Origin of the sequence: Phytopseudomonas flavescens (genome assembly GCF_900100535.1) — a bacterium.
In the GTDB taxonomy this organism is placed as follows: domain Bacteria; phylum Pseudomonadota; class Gammaproteobacteria; order Pseudomonadales; family Pseudomonadaceae; genus Aquipseudomonas; species Aquipseudomonas flavescens.
On sequence record NZ_FNDG01000015.1, the window covers coordinates 76,549 to 93,309 of the forward strand.

The following is a 16,761-nucleotide window of genomic DNA, read 5'->3' on the forward strand; positions in this document are numbered from 1 at the left end:
TGCCATTCCTGCGCTTTAGCGTTGATCCAGGCGTTGGCATGCAACATGCTGCTCATTCTGCGTGACCTGCCATTACCCCGCAGGTGCCCTTGCGGCTTAGGCTGCCGGGGTGATGAGCCTGGGCGGCTTAGCCGGCCATCCACCCAAAACTACATCACTGAATCCAAGGCAAAGACGCCTGAAGCTGACAACAGCTCCAGGCGTCTTTTTTTTGCGTTGCAGAAAACCGTTATAGCGCCGCAGACAGAGGGCAGGCTATGAATTCCATCGTTACATCGATCAAGCGCGAGAACCTGATCGTCATCGGCAACGGCATGGTCGGCCACCACTGTGTGGAGCAGCTGATCGCCAGCGGCGCCCTGCATCGCTATCAGGTGCACGTGTATGGCGAAGAGCGCCAGCGCGCCTACGACCGTGTGCACCTGTCCGAGTATTTCTCCGGCAAGGATGCCGAAGCCCTGGCCCTGGGCGAGCCTGATCTGTACGCCCGCAACGGCGTGCACCTGCACCTCGGCGAGCAGGTGCTGGAGATCGACCGCGAGCACCGCGAAGTCGTCACCAGCGAGGGCCGTCGCGGCTACGACCGGCTGGTGCTGGCCGCCGGTTCCTACCCCTTCGTGCCGCCGATTCCGGGCGCCGAGGGCAATTCGCGCCTGGTCTACCGCACCCTGGACGACCTCGACGGCATCCGCGCTGCCGCGACCGGTGCCCGGCGTGGCGTGGTGGTGGGCGGCGGTCTGCTCGGTCTGGAGGCGGCCAATGCCCTCAAGTCCCTGGGCCTGGAAGCCCACGTGGTGGAATTCGCGCCGCGGCTGATGCCGGTGCAACTGGATGCCGACGGCGGCGACGCACTGCGGGCGCGCATCGAGGCTCTTGGGGTTGGCGTGCACCTGTCGCGTGCCACCCAGGAAATCGTCACAGGTGAACAATACGCCTACCGCATGACATTCGACGACGGCGAATGCCTGGAAACCGACCTGATCGTGTTTTCCGCCGGTATTCGTCCGCAGGACGCCCTCGGCCGTGCCGCCGGGCTCGACATCGCGACCCGCGGGGGCGTGGTGGTCGACAACGACTGTCGCAGCAGCGACCCGGCGATTTTCGCCATCGGCGAATGCGCGTCCTGGAATGGCAGGGTCTTCGGTCTGGTCGCGCCCGGCTACAGCATGGCCCGCGTCGTGGCCGCGCAACTGGCTGGCGAGCCGCACGAACTGTTCACCGGCGCCGACATGTCGACCAAGCTCAAGTTGCTTGGCGTCGACGTCGGCTCCATCGGCGATGCCCATGCAATTACGCCGGGTGCCAAGAGCTACCGCTACATCGACGAAGCCAATGCCAGCTACCGCCGTCTGGTGGTCTCGGCGGATGGTCAGCACGTTATCGGCGCCGTGCTGGTCGGCGACAACAGCTATTACGACACCCTGCTGCAGTACGCCCAGAACGGCATCAGGCTACCGGCCGATCCGTCCAGCCTGATCCTGCCGCTGTCCGAAGGCGCGCCGACCCTGGGCGCCGATGCGCTGCCGGACAGCGCGACCATCTGCTCCTGCCACAACGTCAGCAAGGGCGCGGTGTGCTGCCAGGTCGACGCCGGCATCACCGACCTCGGCGAGCTGAAGGCCATCACCAAGGCCGGCAGCGGTTGCGGTGGCTGCAGCGCGCTGCTCAAACAGGTCTTCGAGCATGAGCTGAGCGCCCGCGGCGTGGCGGTGGACAGGAGCCTCTGCGAGCACTTCGCCCATACCCGTCAGGCGCTGTATGCCATCGTCCGGGTGGAGGGTGTGCTCAGTTTCGAAGAACTGCTGGCCAGGCATGGCCGCGGCCACACCGGCTGCGATATCTGCAAGCCGGCGGTCGGCTCGATCCTCGCCTCCTGCTGGAACCAGCCGATCACCGACCCGGCGCTGATCCCGCTGCAGGACACCAATGACACCTTCATGGCCAACATGCAGAAGAACGGCACCTACTCGGTGGTGCCGCGTATTCCCGGCGGCGAGATCACCCCGGATGGGCTGATCGCCATTGGCGCCGTGGCCAAGAAATACGACCTCTACACCAAGATCACCGGCGGGCAGCGTATCGACCTGTTCGGCGCCCAGTTGCACGAGCTGCCGGAGATCTGGAGCGAGTTGATCGCCGCCGGCTTCGAGACCGGGCATGCCTACGGCAAGTCGCTGCGTACCGTGAAGTCCTGCGTGGGCAGCACCTGGTGCCGCTACGGCGTACAGGACAGCGTCGCCATGGCGCTGCGCCTGGAGGATCGCTACAAGGGCCTGCGTGCGCCGCACAAGATCAAGTTCGCAGTCAGCGGCTGCACCCGTGAGTGCGCCGAAGCGCAGAGCAAGGACATCGGTGTGATCGCCACCGACAAGGGCTGGAACCTCTACGTATGCGGCAACGGCGGCATGCGCCCGCGGCACGCCGAGCTTTTCGCAACCGACCTGGATGACGAAGCGCTGATCCGTACCATCGACCGCGTGCTGATGTTCTACATCCGCACCGCCGACAAGCTGCAGCGCACCTCGGTATGGCGCGAGTCGCTGGAAGGTGGCCTGGATTACCTCAAGGCGGTGATCCTCGACGACAGCCTGGGCCTCGGCAATGAGCTGGAAGCGCAGATGCAACGGGTGGTCGAGCGCTACGAGTGCGAATGGGCCGGTGCCCTCAAGGACCCGGAGAAGCTCAAGCGCTTCCGCACCTTCGTCAACGACCAGCGCGCCGACCCGGACATCCATTTCGTCAGGGAGCGTGGCCAGCGTCGTCCGCGCGCCGCCAGTGAGTTGAACCTGCCCGCCGTGACCGAAGAGGTGCACTGATGAGCCAGCCCAGTACCGTGCCCGCCCCATCGCTTGCCGCCACGCAGTGGCAACCGCTGTGCCGCAGCCAGGACCTGGTCGCCAACTCAGGGGTAGTGGCCTGGTTCGATGGTGCGCAGATCGCCCTGTTCCACCTGCCCGACAACGAGGTCGGCGAGCAACTGTTCGCGGTGGAGAATCGCGACCCGCAATCCGGCGCCAACGTCATCGGCCGTGGCCTGATCGGACGCATCAAGGGCGACCTGGTGATCGCCTCGCCGCTCTACAAGCAGCATTTCCGCCTGGCCGACGGCACGTGCCTGGAGGACCCTGAACAGCGCCTGCGCACATGGCCGGTGCGGCTCGATGGCGACAGCGTGGAAATCGGCCTGGCAGGCTGATCGCCCGTCAGCTGGGGGATGGCTGGGCGGGCAGCCCCAGGCGCTGCCGCACACAGCCATCAGGCGGCGTGCCGTGAGCGGCTGTAGCCATGCCTGGGTGGTCCCATGCGCGCACATTGTTAGGGCGCCTTGGGTGGGGCAGTGCCATGAAATAATTTGTCATAAAATGTCACATTTGTTCGCCAGACAACAAGACAGAATGCGGCCTCTGTTCAGCCATAAAGTGCGTGATCGTGGACTATCTCCTGCAATTGACTAGCGACCCCACTGCCTGGGTCGCCCTGGCTACCCTGGTGGTCATGGAAGTGGTACTGGGCATCGACAACCTGATTTTCATCTCCATCCTCACCAACAAGCTGCCCGAACATCAGCGCGACAAAGCGCGGCGCCTCGGCATTGGTGCGGCACTGGTGCTGCGCCTGGGGCTGCTCGGTACCGTGGCCTGGATCGTCCAACTGGTCGAGCCGGTGATCGAACTGTTCGGCCAGGCGTTCTCCTGGAAGGACATCATCCTCATCGCCGGTGGCCTGTTCCTGCTCTGGAAGGCGACCAAGGAAATCCATCACTCCATGGACCCGGAGCCGGAAGGCGACATGTTCGTCGGCCGTGCCGCTTCCCTGGGTTTCGGCGCCGCCATCGTGCAGATCCTGCTGCTCGACCTGGTGTTCTCGGTCGACAGCATCATCACGGCGGTGGGCATGACCCCCCACGTACCCATCATGGTCATCGCCGTGGTCGCAGCCGTCACCGTGATGCTGCTGGCCGCCAACCCGCTGGCGCGCTTCATCGCCGCCAACCCGACCGTGGTGATGCTGGCCCTGGGCTTCCTGATCATGATCGGCATGACGCTGATCGCCGAAGGTTTCGGCGCTCACGTGCCAAAAGGCTATATCTACGCCGCCATGGCATTCTCCGCGATCATCGAAGGGCTCAACATGCTGTCCCGTCGCGCCCGCCGCAAAGCGGCGGCCAAAACCGACAAGGCACCTTGAGGCCAGGCCCCTCACCCCCGTTGGCCGGGGGGGAGGGGCCCCGCAACGCATCCCTGGCCGGCGGCTGTCCTTCGGATGGCCTGCGCGTCCTGCCCCCTGCCCGTATCGAGCCCGGCAAGCTTTCGCCCTGACCTACCCCGACGCACGCGCCCATGGCCTTCGGCCCCGGCGGTTCGCCAGCGCCGCGCAGTGCCTGCGCATTCCGGGCATGAGCCCGCCACTGTGACGGACGTCACCAATCTCCATGTTCGCTGGGCGGATAACCGGCGAAGGCGTCATGGCAGCACGTCAACGACGGGCGTATGGACTAGAATCAACCACCGCTGGCGTCGGAATGTTGGCAGCTCCGGCTGCCACCGTGCGCCAGTCGTCACCTGGGTCGACCCTCGCTGCTCACGTCGCGCTGCTGCGCGGTCAGTGGTTCGTCGGGGGCGCCCCTCCAGAGCGTATTGAGGATATCGAGTTGATTAAACGTTGCATGGGAACGCTTCTGCTGGGCCTCAGCCTGATCAGCTTCGCCAGCTGGGCCGAAATGAAGCCGCTGGAAGCGATGAACATGGCTGGCCTGCAGCGCAGCCTGGGCCAGATCATGGCCAAGGATTACCTGATGATCGGCTCCGACGTGAAGGTCGACGATGCCATCAAGCAGCTCAACACCAGCATTGCACTGTTCGAAGACCACCACGCCCAGCTCAAGGCTCACCCCACCAACGACGAGGTGCGTGCTGCCCTGGCCCAGGTCGAGGTGATCTGGAGCGCCTATCGCGGCATGATCACTGCCACGCCGGACAAGGCCCAGGCGAGCGCGATGCTCGCCAAGGCCGAGGAACTGGTGAAGCAGTGCCAGCACGTCACCGACCTGTTCGAAAAGCACAACGGCGACGCCGCCTCGCATGCGATCAACCGCAGTGGCTGGAACCGTGTGCTGACCCAGCGTACCGCGATGTTCTACATGGCCCGCGCCTGGGGAGTTCAAGCCCCCGACCTGGATGCCAACTTCGACGCCTCGGTGAAGGAGTTCGACAGCATCATGAAGGAGCTGCAGGCCGCTGGCGCACCGAATGACCAGATCGCCGCCGCGCTGCGCAAGGCCGATGCGCGCTGGCAGTTCGCGACCAAGGCCTTCGCCTCCAAGGACTTCGTGCCGACCATCGTCGCCGTGAATGCCGAGTCGATGTTCCGCCAGCTCAACGAGATGACCCGCCTTTACGCCGGCCTGCAGGGCGACCAGCTCTGACCCGGCGGTGCTCATCCCGCCCGGGATGAGCACCGGCTCGCGCCTCGACTCGCTGCACCTTCAGAACGACTCGATGATCCGCCCCAGTGTCGCCATGGCCTGCTCGCTCTGCGTGCTCCACGGGTGGCCGTGGTTGAGCCGGGCGCAATGGCCGAAGCTGCGGGTGGCCGAGAAGATCGGCCCCGGCGCCAGGCTGATGCCCTGGGCCAGGGCCAGCCGGAACAGTTGCAGCGCATCCACCCGCTGGGCGAATTCGAACCAAAGAAAATAACCGCCGCTCGGCTGGGTCACCCGGGTGTCCGCCGGAAAGTGCCGCGCTGCCGAGGCCAGCATCGACGCCTGCTGGGTTTCCAGATGATGGCGCAGCTTGCGCAGATGGCGGTCGTAACCGCCGTGCTGCAGGTAGTCGGCCAGGGCCGCCTGGGCCGGCACCGAGGGTGAGATGGTGGTCATCAGCTTGAGCCGGGCGATGCGCTGGGCATAGCGGCCACCGGCGACCCAACCGACCCGATAGCCCGGCGCCAGGCATTTGGAGAACGAGCCGCAGTGCATCACCAGGCCCTCGCGGTCGAAGCTCTTCACCGGTTTTGGCGGTTGGGTGCCGTAGTACAGCTCGGCATACACGTCGTCCTCGATCAGTGGCACCTGATGGCGTTGCAGCAGCTCGTAGAGGCCGCGTTTCTTGTCGTCGCTCATGCTCGCGCCGAGCGGGTTCTGCAGGCTGCTCATGAACCAGCAGGCGTTGATCGGCAAGCGTTGCAGGCTGTCGGCCAGGCTGTCCAGATCGATGCCTTCGCGTGGGTGCACGGGAATTTCCACTGCCTTGAGCTTGAGCCGTTCCAGCACCTGCAGGGTGGCGTAGAACGCCGGGCTCTCGATGGCCACCAGATCGCCCGGCTCGGTCACCGACTGCAGGCACAGGTTGAGTGCCTCCATGGCGCCGGTGGTGATCACCAGCTCTTCCAGCGGCAGCCGCACGCCGCTGACCATGTAGCGCAGAGCGATCTGCCGGCGCAGGTCGGGATTGCCCTCGGTCATGTCGGCGATCACCGCATGACTGGGCATGTCGCGCACGCTCTGCGCCATGGAGCGGGCCAGGCGCGGCAGCGGGAACAGGTCCGGGCTGGGGAAGGCCGAGCCGAAAGGCACGGTGTGCGGATCCTTCAACGAGCCCAGCACCGAGAACACCAGTTCGCTGACATCGACATCGGTGGTCTGCGCCGTGCCTGCGCGCACCTCCGGCTCGTGCAACGGACGTTGGGCGTGCTCGCGGACGAAATAGCCGGAACGTGCACGGGCGTGGACAAGGCCACGGTCTTCAAGCAGGTAGTAAGCCTGGAACACGGTCGACGGGCTTACCCCGTAGGTGCGGCTGGCGTGGCGCACCGAGGGCACCTTTTCGCCAGGCGCGAGAACGCCGGTGCGGATCAGCCCGGCTATTTCATCGGCGAATTTCTCGTAGCGCTTCATGCTGTCCTGACTTGGCGGATGGGAGCAGGGCAGCACCGCTGCTCGCCATGGCGTGGGCGCGGATGATGGCCCGCTGACGACTCTGGGAACAGATCCAGAGATCTCGATAAAATACGGATCAGAGCTGGGAGCGCGCTGCCATAAGGGGCTTTCGGGATGAAAAAGGTAGCAGTTTCTGCTTCTGATATGGGTTTTTCAGTTTTATCTGCGTCTGTTTCGAAATGCCCCTGTTGTCCATAGTGCAGGCCTGTATGCCGTGTGTGGCGGCAATGAGGGCCTTGTATGTATCACTACGACGAGTACGACCACGCTCTGGTGCGCGAGCGCGTTGCGCAGTTTCGCGATCAGGTGCAGCGGCGCATCAGCGGCGAGCTGAGCGAGGAGGAGTTTCTCCCGCTGCGCCTGCAGAACGGCCTGTACCTGCAGAAGCACGCCTATATGCTGCGCGTGGCGATCCCCTACGGCACCCTGTCGGCTAGGCAACTGCGCACCCTGGCGGCCATCGCGCGGGACTACGACCGCGATTACGGGCACTTCACCACACGAAGCTTCGTGCGTGCGGCCGAAGCCCTGGGCATTACCCAGGCTGGCGTGAGTAATGCCATCAAGCGCCTGGAAACCCAGTTGGCGACCGCGCTGCTGGTGCGCACCACGCGCAGCGTCAACCTGACGGTCGATGGCGAGGCCTTCTTCCATCGCTGTCGGCAGGTCATCGCCGATCTCAACGACGCCAGGCTGGTGCTGTGCCGCGCCCAGCGCCAACCGACCGGTACCTTGCGGGTGAGCCTGCCGGTTTCCTTCGGGCGCAACCGGGTGGTGCCGCTGCTCGGCGCCTTCCAGGCCCGTTATCCACAGGTCGACCTGGCCATCGCCATCACCGATCGCTACGTCAACCTGGTGGACGAAGGCATGGATGTCGCCGTTCGCTTCGGCCCCCTGGAGGACTCCAGCCTGATCGCACGGCCCCTCGCTCGGGTGCGTCGGCGCTTGGTCGGCACGCCAGCCTATTTCGCGAAGCACGGGGTGCCCGAATCGCTCGATGAGCTGGCGCGGCACAACTGCCTGGCGTTGACCTATCACGAAACCGGGCGCGCCCGCTCCTGGGTCTTTCAGGAGGCTGGCGAGTCGCGCAGCTTCCGGCCCAAGGGCTCGATGACCTTCAACGACGGCTTCGCCCTGCATGCCGCCGCGCTGGCCGGCTTCGGCCTGGGGCAGATCCACGACTACCACGTCGCAGCCGAAATCGCCGCCGGCCTGCTGCTGCCGGTGCTCGAAGAGTTCCAGCCCGAGGCGGACGTGATGTCCATCGTCTATCCCCAGTCCCGGCACCTCTCGCCACGGGTTCGCGCCTTCGTCGACTTCATGGTCGAGGCGTTGCCGTAGGGGAATGGAGATCGCTGTACCACTACCTGCCCCGCTTACTTACAGCGCGAGCATGGCGGCGGTCCACTCATTCACCGAGAGCCTGTGCGTTCAGCTCGCAGAGACGACGGTAAGCGTGATCAAAGTGGCCCCACCAGGTGTGCGTATCACCATGTTCGGCCAAGAAAACGCTGAACAAGCCACGCCCTCGGACGATATCCTCGACGCAGCGCTTGGCCTTCTGCATGCCGAGGCCCCGCGAAAAGACGTCATCGTGAACAATGCCAAGTTTGTCCGCTATTCGCAGGCGGATGGTACCTATGACAGTGTCTTGAACAGGCTGCCGGGCCGCCGGTCGAGTAAGGCTCAGTTTGGCGCTTTTCTCGCGTTGAAAAGGTCTGCGCAGAAGAGGGGCGCAGCGGGGACATCGAAGCCTTTGAGTGGGTCGAGATACCACGTTCACGCACGAGGCCAGACAGCCTTGCACGGCCTGGCCATTTGATAGGAGGGCTTACCGGTGGATGCCGGGTTTGTTTACCCAGCCGACCACGAGGCAAAGGGTTAATACGACCAGCGGCGCGATAGAGTGGGTAAGCTCCCCGTGCCACAGCACCGTGGCCGCAGCGCCGACCATTGCTGCTGCGCCGATTGCTGCCCCCCAGAATCGTAACGACTTGATGGCCAGCAGGATGGCCGCACTCAACTCCAGCAACCCCGTTACATAGTGAAACCAGCTTGGATAACCCCACCGCGCATAGTCAGCGACGACTCCCGGGGGCGCGATGATGTTGCCGCCAGCACCGATCAGGAAGAAGGCCGCAAGCAGCAAGGCCAGAATGGACTTCCAAGGGAAATTAGTCAGGGTCATGCGAGCTCCTTATTGCCTGCGCGCCGTGAAGGAAAGTGGTTACGGCGCTGTTGACGATGGTGTTCATCCGGTCTGCCGACAGTGGAAGCTGGTCGAGCCCGGCAAGGGCACGCAACTGGGCTTCCATCACCACAATGTTGACGAACTGCTGTGCGAGCGTTTGCGCTGGCAGCCTTGTTGAAAAACCGTTTGAGGGAGTGGCTTGGTGGGCTTCGATCCACGGTGCCAGGATGTCTGCGGCCCTGAAGTGGCCCGCTTGCAGTACGGCTTGGGAAAGCGCCGGAAAGCGTTTGCCTTCAGCCAGCATCAGGCGATGCAACTCCAACGTGCGTGGCTGCAAGACTGCTTGCAGCAACTGATGTCCGAAGGCCGACAAGGCTTCCTGAACAGAGCCCTCACCGAGGTTTAAAGCTTCAAGGGGCCGAGCCAGTTCAGCGCAAAGCTGCTCCACCGCCTCAATGAACAATCCCTCTTTGCCGCCGAAATGGCTGTACACGTTGCGACGCGAACCACCTACGCGAGCAATCAGGTCATCTACCGCCACCGACGCAAAGCCGCGTTCCAGAAATAGCTCGGCGGCAACCGCAGTGAGGTCTCGAAGGCGCAGCGCGCCTTTGCTGGTTCTGTTGCCGGGCGGTGCTTCGACTTGCTGTTGTGGCATACGCAATCCGCCAATCGACTAAAAGGTACGCAATTGTACCATTTGTTCGGCTACTGGCTAGCGTGGATGAACCGAGGGGCTCCATAAGCACAAAACGTAGTTGTGCCAAACAGCGCGCCCGCTGTGAATGCCTGGTTTCGGTTTTCTACTTTGTTTAGAGTCCGGGCTTGAGCCGAAGAAATGCCCTGGGTACTGTTTAAGTCATCACCCCGTCTGCTTTCGACCGATCTTAAAAGCTGGTCGCGAGAGGCAACTTCTGAGCCGCAAGCAGCCCTTCCCAGCTGAGATAAAGGACTCAAGCCCCGGCCAGAGGCGGGCGCCTGGGAGGTTTGTTGGAGCGGGCCGACGTTGCAGGCTCACGAGGCATTCATGGCTGCCGCCAGCAAGCTCACTGCTGCTTCAACACCAGCGTCGTCCCAGGCCCCGGCACATGGATTTCGGATGCGCTGATCACTTCGATGGGTTCGCCGGTTCCCGGAAACAGCACGGCATCGCCCTGCACCTTGCCGAAGGTCATCACCGAGCCCACCCAGTCATAAGTTGCCGAGCCCGTGAACTCGTAGGTCTTGATGTGGGCCTTCTTGGTGATGACATGGTTCTCGCCGAAGTCGAAGCTGATGGTCATCGGGTAACCGTCCTGCTCAGCGGTGCCGGTGTACAGCCCGCGCGGCCGTGGCTCGGGCGTTGGTTTTGCCTTGTAGGCGTCGACGATTTCCAGCTTCGCCGCGCTCACCGTTGGTGGTCTGCTTCGGAACTCGTCCATCGATTTCTTGTGTTCGTAGGGCACGTAGATAGTCACATAAGCACCCCAGGCAATGAGCGCGATGACCATCAGGCTGAACAGGTGGCCGGATCCGCGCTGTAACTTCTTCATCGTATTTTTCCCAGATTGCTGACACGCCGCCCTCTGCATGCCGAGGGTTGCTATCGTTTCGAGCCGACGGGCTAGGATATCAAGCGTTTTCACTCGTTGCAGGCGTCAGCATGGCGTCTTCCCCTTATCGAATACCAGAGGCTGCGCTGACCATTGCACCCGCGGGAAACCGCTCTGGAAAGCGTTCTGGCTGGTGCATGTCCTTGGGCGCGCACTCTTCTTCGCCATTCTCCGTTTTGGCGTACTGGAGCACTTCGCTGCCTCGATCTTCGACCTCGTGCATCGTTGGGACGAGCAGTTGCTGCGCAGGAGTGGGCTGCACGTTTTTGCGCTTATCGCGCTTGCGCCGCTGTTGATATACGTCTGGTGGTGGTCTGGCGTTGCGGCCATGACACCCGCTGGGCTGCCGGATGATTCTGGCGCGTACCGTGGCGGTGATGACTGCACTGTTCCTGGTCTGGTTGCTGGTGGCGTGCGTCTGGGAGCTTTTCTGAGTACCGGCGCCTTGTCCATCAGGGGGCTGGAGCCACCTGCATCATGCGTGAGATCCCCGTTTGCGCAAAGGCGTAGGCGTCAGCCTTGAACGCCAGGCAGGCGATGGAGACGCAGAGGCTGGCCAGTGCTGGCAGCGATAGTCCGCTCACACCGCACTACGCCGACACGACCGGTAGATGAACCGTGAAAACGGCACCGCCTCCGGCGGCGTCGTTGATCGTGATACGGCCCCTGTGAGCGCGCACGATCTCCTCCACCAGATGCAGCCCGAGGCCGTGACCAGGGACGTCGGTCTTGCCGCGGTAAAAGGGTTGGAAGATGTGCTCGCGGTCCTCGCTCGCCACGCCCTTGCCCTGGTCGGCGACAGCCACGGTTCCGCGTGGTGCCACGGTGATGCCAATGGTGCCGGTGCCTTCACCGTGGACGAGCGCGTTCTGCACCAGGTTGGTGATCACGCGGCTCAGTGCACTGGCCTGGCCGAGTACCCACACGGGCTGATCGGGCGCATTCAGTACCAGGTCATCGCAGCGGGAGAGGGCCACAGGCGCGATATCGGAGACCAGGTCGCGGGTCAGGGCCACGAGGTCGACGCGAACGAACTCGACCTGGGGAGACTGCAGCCGCTGCAGGTCCAGCAACTGTTCGGCGACGGTGGCCAGGCGGCTCAGGTCGATGAGCAGAACCGGCTTCAGTGGGTGTGAGGGCATGCCATCGAGACGCGCCATCAGCACGGCGATGGGCATGCGTAACTCATGGGCCGCGTCACGCAGGAAGCGATCACGGGCGTGATACGCCTTGCTCAGGCGCTCCATGGCGGCATTGAAGGCGCTGACCAGCGGGCGAATCTCCCGAGGTACGGAGTCCTCTGTCAGGTGCGCATCCGGGGTGGAGATATCCAGCGCCGATGCCTCTTTGGTCACCCGCCGCACACCTCGCGTCGCATGCAGCACGACCATGGGGGTGGCGAGCAGGGTGAACAGAATCAATGGCGTCAGGAAGTAGGGACTGAGCAAACCCGTCGCCTGGAGAATCAGGCTCTTGAAGTCGGACATTGCCACGCCGCCGACCATGATGTGGATCTGCTGGTCCTGTATCGGCTTGACCTCGATGCGCATCGTCAGCTCGTTCTGCTCCGGCAGCGCACGCATTTGCGAGACGCCCAGCAAGGGCAGGCTCCGTTCCAGCGCCTGATACGCGGACGGCACGTTACCCAACTGCTGACGATGGCCGTTGGCGTCGCGAATCACCACCCAGAGCTGCGGGTTGTCCGCCTGCAAACTGCGCAGCTCATTGGTACGTTCGAACGCCAGGCCATCCGGCTGCACGGCAATGGCACTCACCAGGGTGTCGATGACCGAATCGCTCATGAAAGTGAAGCGGTCGTCGATGATGTAGTACAGGGTGCCGGCGATCGAGGTCACCAGTACCACCACCTGCATGAGGCACAGCGACCACAGCAGGCGGCCGATGAGCGAGGGGCTGTGCAGTGCTTTCATTGGCCTTCCTTGAGCAGATAGCCGACACCACGAATCACCGCGATCTCGACCCCGGCCTCCGCCTCTTTCAACGCGCGCCGGAGCTTGGAGACATGCGCGTCGAGCGCATTCGACTGGATCTCGTCTGCCAGGCCGTAGACCGCTTCATGGAGGTTCTCTCGCAGTACGGTCCGCCCCTGGCGATAGATCAGGGCTTCCAGAATCAGCAACTGACGCCGCGGCAGATGAAGCGGCTGGCCATCGACGATGGCCTCACCGGCGGTGAAGTCGAAGGACAGCGCGCCAAGGGTAGCGGTGGGCAGAATGACCGTGGCCGGGCGCCGAGCGATGGCCCTTATGCGGGCCAGGAGTTCGTCGGCGGCAACGGGTTTGACCACGTAATCGTCCGCCCCTCCATTCAGGCCATCGATCCGTTCTGCGACCTCCCCGCGGGCGGTCAGCAGCACGATGGGCAGGGCGGGCGTCAGGCGCCGGGCGGTGGCAATGAAGTCGAGACCATCGCCATCGGGCAGGCCGCGGTCGAGGAGCAACAGATCGTGCACATGCAGGCGCAAGGTCATCGCCGCTGCGGCGAGCGAATGAACCATGTCCACGATCAAGCCATGTCGCCCCAACGCTGCCTGCAGAGCCTGGGCCATAGGTAAGTCATCTTCGACCAGAAGGATTCGCAAAGCCGCTTCACCGCACCGTTTCACCGAGGCGCCATAGTAGCGGAGCGCAAAAGTTTGCGACGCAATGTTCAGGCAATGTTCGGCGGTGACTATGCCAGGACAACTGCTCCCAGGGATCGGGGCTTCATGCGACGCAGCGGCTTTCTCTGCCTAGCCGGTGCACAGATCCTGCCGGGACATGTGCTACCTGCAGATCTTTACCAGCAGAGCACCGCAACTGTTAGGTAGGGCTGATCATGAGTCGGACTCTTGTGGTATTCGGTGCGCAGAACAGCGCAGGTGCATTGGCCGCTCGCCAGTACGGCAATGACGGCTACGACGTGGTGCTGGTGGCCGATGACGCGCAGTGCGTGCGCGCGCTGACGACCGTGCTGGAAAGCGAAGGCATCTCGACACGAACCTTCACCGGCGACGTCTCCAGCCCCGAGCACGCCAAGGCGATGATCCGCTCCATCCGCAGCACGGTGGGCCCTATCGATGCGGTGTACTACGGCCTCGATCCGCTCAATACAGCTGACTACGCCGCCGCATTGAACCCGGACAGCGCCACCGAAACATGCGCGCTCACCTACCTGAGCATGACTGCCGTGGTGGACGAAGTGCTGCCGGAGATGCGCTCGCGCAAGTCGGGTGCCATTTTGGTCGAGCGCAACGACACTACAACCTCAGCGCAACCCAGCCTTGGCGGTGCAGATCCGGCGGCTGCCGCGTGCAGCTATCTGCACGGTCTTCAGCAGGAGCTGGCGTGCGACGGCGTGCATATCGGCATGCTCAGCATCGGCTCGCTGTTCTGCCGGCATAACGTGGGGTTCGCTCAGCAGAGCAGCGGGCCTTTCACCAAGGCCTGATCCACTAGCCTTGCGAGCGACCCGGTGCCTTCTCCACCGAAGGTATGAGCGCCGGCATATCCCGCCATTTGACCCAGGCCTCGTTCTGCCAGTGCAGCAGGCTCACGGACAGGCCTGCCCACTGCAGTGAACTCAGGCTGGGTGCTTGGTCGGGCGTGGGTGTGCAGGCCGCCCGCAGCGTGGGGATCACTTCATGGGTGAGCCAGCGGCGCAGGTTCTGGTTCTCGGGAATGTGGTGATACACCATCAGCGCATACATGCCGGATTCGCTGACCATCAGGGTGGGCCGGACATTGCCGTGATGATTGAGGCTGATGATGCGGTGCTGGTCGTCATCGAGTTTGCGGATTAGCCGTTCGTTGAGGTGGCAGCCCATCAGGCGGCCGAGATCGACGACGCTGAACCATACCTGGGATTCGAGCATCAGGGCGTGCAGGAAACGGTTGTGACGGGTGAAGCGAAGGGATTCGAAGTGTTCGTTCATCTTGATATATCCACTAGTGGTGACATGCCGCCTCCTGACGCCAATCAGGGTGGGCGGAACCGTATGGGTTGGCGTACCGGCTAGTGGATCCGGCGCATCCGAAGATGCCCACATACGGCCCGCCCATAACGCAGGCAGCCACACGCAGGACACAGCAAAGCCGCGACAGCAGCTGATGTGTCTTCCACTTTCCAGGACGCCAATCCTGTATCGCCGATATGCGGCGACGGTCGAACCTTACTGCCTGCTCGGGCATTGAACAAGCGCAATCGTATGTCTGGCCCGCGGTTGTAAGCGAAGCGCTCTATGCTCGAAATAACAGCTGCCGGCACCACCCATCTTTCAAGATTTTCAGCCACGGGCCGATGCAGTGATACCTACTCTGGAGTCCTTGTCGTGTTCAACTCTCGCCTCAAACAAATCAACAGTGAGCTGGAAGCTCGCTTAGCGATGCAGGAGGAGGTAAGGGAGAACCTCGAAAAGGAAATGATCATCATCCAGCTCAGCGCGGATGGCCGCATCGAGCGTGTCAACGAGCTGTTCCAGAACGAACTCGGCTACCGGGCCGGGGAAGTCGAGGGGCAGTACCTGACCCAGCTATCGCCGTCGGAACTGGCCCGTGACCCGCACCAGTTGCGCGCGCTCTCCGCGATCAAGGAGCGCCGCCATTTCAACGGCGCCTTGCGCTTGCTGGGCAAGGATGGCCAGCACGTGTGGCTGCGTTCTGTGGTCATTCCCATGAGCGATCACTTGAGTGGCACAAAGCAGGTGGTCATCCACTCCAGCAATCTGACGCGCACCATCGAGGCGTCGCTGGAGAACGAGAGCCTGGTCAAGGCACTGCTGCGCTCGACGGCGGTGATCGAATTCAGCCTGGACGGTACGGTCATCACCGCCAACGATTCCTTCCTGCGCGGCATGGGCTACAACCTGGCGCAGGTTGTGGGCAAGCACCACCGCATGTTCTGCACCGCCGAGGAGAGTGCCTCGGAGGGCTATCGTCAGTTCTGGGAGCGCTTGCGCCGCGGTGAATTCGTCGTAGCCCGCTTCCGCCGCATCGACAGCAGCGGTCGAGACGTCTGGCTGGAAGCCTCCTACAACCCCATCACCGATATCCACGGCAAGCTCTACAAGGTGGTCAAGTTCGCCACCGTGATTACCGACCAGGTGAACATGGAAAAAGCCGTCGCCGACGCCGCCAACCTCGCCTACACCACATCGCTGCAGACCGATACCAGTGCCAGCAAGGGCCGCGAGGTCATTCGCGACACGGTCGAAGTGCTGCACCGGCTGGCCAACTCCATGGAAAACGCCACCCATGGCATCCAGGCGTTGGATCAGCAAGGGCAGATGATCGAGGCCATCGTCAAGGCCATCAGCGGTATCGCCGACCAGACCAATCTGCTGGCGCTCAACGCCGCCATCGAAGCCGCGCGTGCGGGCGAACAGGGGCGTGGTTTCGCGGTGGTGGCCGATGAAGTCCGTCAGCTCGCGTCGCGCACCTCCAAGGCCACCCAGGAAATCGTCGGCGTGGTCAAGCAGAACCAGGAACTCGCCTCCAATGCCGTCGACGTGATCAACCGCAGCCGCGAACTGGCCGGCGAAGCACTGACACTGGCCAACGAGTCCGACACCGTGATTCAGGATATCCAGAAAGACGCGGAGTGCGTCGTCGCTGCCGTGAGCCAGTTCTCCAGCCAGGTCTCGAGCTGACTCGAGGCGCTCGGCAGGGGCCGGCGGCTACCTCGATCGAGCGCTCTGCATTTCATCCACGGCTGATCCGCCCGAGCCTGCTTTGCCACGGCTCGCAGAGCATGGCGAGCTTTAGGCGCCGTGCGCTCGGGATGCACGCGCGACTTTCCTGTCGCGTGGACGTCTTGTGGGCGCTGCATCAGCAATCGCCATAAATGACAAAGCCCCGCATTTCTGCGAGGCCTTGTTTTGTAGGCACCAGGAGTCGAAAAAGTTTTTAACTATTTGATCTATAATTCTTTAATTCATACGTGACGAGCCATCTATCTCTAAAACTATCCCGGCACCCGGGGCTTGCTAAGCATTGAGAGAGGGGGTAGAAAGCCAGAATGGGACCGACTGCCCTCCGTGCATG

At 63.1% G+C, this 16,761-nt stretch carries 15 protein-coding genes; 8 read left to right on the plus strand and 7 right to left on the minus strand.

What is annotated here, in order from left to right:
- The first annotated feature begins 257 nt into the window (after positions 1–257).
- The 4 genes from nirB to BLR94_RS18345 all read left to right on the plus strand — a co-directional run bounded on the left by nirB (position 258) and on the right by BLR94_RS18345 (position 5,425).
- Entirely contained in the window at positions 258–2,816 is a 2,559-nt protein-coding gene (gene nirB, locus BLR94_RS18330) for a nitrite reductase large subunit NirB (protein WP_084307475.1), read from the plus strand.
- Positions 2,816–3,196, plus strand: a complete 381-nt coding sequence (gene nirD / locus BLR94_RS18335) for a nitrite reductase small subunit NirD (RefSeq protein ID WP_084307474.1) — start codon at positions 2,816–2,818, stop codon at positions 3,194–3,196. The genes nirB and nirD overlap by 1 nt, the downstream gene beginning before the upstream one ends.
- 233 nt (positions 3,197–3,429) lie before the next feature.
- On the plus strand, positions 3,430–4,188 hold the full coding sequence (locus BLR94_RS18340; RefSeq protein WP_084307537.1) for a TerC family protein: 759 nt from the start codon (positions 3,430–3,432) through the stop codon (positions 4,186–4,188).
- A gap of 478 nt (positions 4,189–4,666) precedes the next feature.
- Entirely contained in the window at positions 4,667–5,425 is a 759-nt protein-coding gene (locus BLR94_RS18345; RefSeq protein WP_244158226.1) for a type IV pili methyl-accepting chemotaxis transducer N-terminal domain-containing protein, read from the plus strand.
- Between the two features lie 60 nt (positions 5,426–5,485).
- On the opposite strand, the gene mapR is transcribed toward BLR94_RS18345, so the two are convergent.
- Complete coding sequence (mapR, locus tag BLR94_RS18350) at positions 5,486–6,895, minus strand: GntR family transcriptional regulator MpaR (protein ID WP_084307473.1); 1,410 nt, start codon at positions 6,893–6,895, stop codon at positions 5,486–5,488.
- Positions 6,896–7,177: 282 nt separating this feature from the next.
- On the opposite strand from mapR, the gene BLR94_RS18355 reads away from it, so the two are divergent.
- Both BLR94_RS18355 and BLR94_RS18360 read left to right on the plus strand, forming a co-directional pair.
- Positions 7,178–8,278 carry a LysR family transcriptional regulator gene (locus BLR94_RS18355; protein WP_084307472.1) on the plus strand — a complete coding sequence of 367 codons (1,101 nt, stop codon included), beginning with the start codon at positions 7,178–7,180 and terminating at the stop codon, positions 8,276–8,278.
- Between the two features lie 4 nt (positions 8,279–8,282).
- Positions 8,283–8,759, plus strand: a complete 477-nt coding sequence (locus tag BLR94_RS18360) for an SDR family NAD(P)-dependent oxidoreductase (protein WP_084307471.1) — start codon at positions 8,283–8,285, stop codon at positions 8,757–8,759.
- Between the two features lie 9 nt (positions 8,760–8,768).
- Here the strand turns inward: BLR94_RS18360 and BLR94_RS18365 are convergent, their stop codons facing one another.
- The 5 genes from BLR94_RS18365 to BLR94_RS18385 all read right to left on the minus strand — a co-directional run bounded on the left by BLR94_RS18365 (position 8,769) and on the right by BLR94_RS18385 (position 13,346).
- Positions 8,769–9,125 carry a DoxX family protein gene (locus BLR94_RS18365; RefSeq protein WP_084307470.1) on the minus strand — a complete coding sequence of 119 codons (357 nt, stop codon included), beginning with the start codon at positions 9,123–9,125 and terminating at the stop codon, positions 8,769–8,771.
- Positions 9,112–9,786, minus strand: coding sequence for a TetR/AcrR family transcriptional regulator (locus BLR94_RS18370; RefSeq protein ID WP_084307469.1), 675 nt, complete (start codon positions 9,784–9,786; stop codon positions 9,112–9,114). The genes BLR94_RS18365 and BLR94_RS18370 overlap by 14 nt, the downstream gene beginning before the upstream one ends.
- 388 nt (positions 9,787–10,174) lie before the next feature.
- A complete protein-coding gene (locus BLR94_RS18375) occupies positions 10,175–10,660 on the minus strand; it encodes a hypothetical protein (RefSeq protein WP_084307468.1) in 486 nt (161 codons plus the stop codon).
- A gap of 650 nt (positions 10,661–11,310) precedes the next feature.
- A complete protein-coding gene (locus BLR94_RS18380; RefSeq protein ID WP_084307467.1) occupies positions 11,311–12,651 on the minus strand; it encodes a sensor histidine kinase in 1,341 nt (446 codons plus the stop codon).
- Positions 12,648–13,346 (minus strand): response regulator, encoded by a 699-nt coding sequence (locus BLR94_RS18385; protein WP_244158228.1) that lies wholly within the window; start codon positions 13,344–13,346, stop codon positions 12,648–12,650. The genes BLR94_RS18380 and BLR94_RS18385 overlap by 4 nt, the downstream gene beginning before the upstream one ends.
- A 212-nt stretch (positions 13,347–13,558) precedes the next feature.
- Here BLR94_RS18385 and BLR94_RS18390 point away from each other — a divergent pair, with 212 nt between their 5' ends.
- Positions 13,559–14,170 carry an SDR family NAD(P)-dependent oxidoreductase gene (locus BLR94_RS18390; RefSeq protein ID WP_084307465.1) on the plus strand — a complete coding sequence of 204 codons (612 nt, stop codon included), beginning with the start codon at positions 13,559–13,561 and terminating at the stop codon, positions 14,168–14,170.
- Positions 14,171–14,174: 4 nt separating this feature from the next.
- Here BLR94_RS18390 and BLR94_RS18395 read toward each other — a convergent pair whose 3' ends face one another.
- Positions 14,175–14,654, minus strand: a complete 480-nt coding sequence (locus tag BLR94_RS18395; protein WP_084307464.1) for a BRO-N domain-containing protein — start codon at positions 14,652–14,654, stop codon at positions 14,175–14,177.
- A gap of 396 nt (positions 14,655–15,050) precedes the next feature.
- Here BLR94_RS18395 and BLR94_RS28220 point away from each other — a divergent pair, with 396 nt between their 5' ends.
- Entirely contained in the window at positions 15,051–16,367 is a 1,317-nt protein-coding gene (locus BLR94_RS28220) for a methyl-accepting chemotaxis protein (RefSeq protein WP_084307463.1), read from the plus strand.
- Positions 16,368–16,761 lie beyond the last annotated feature (394 nt).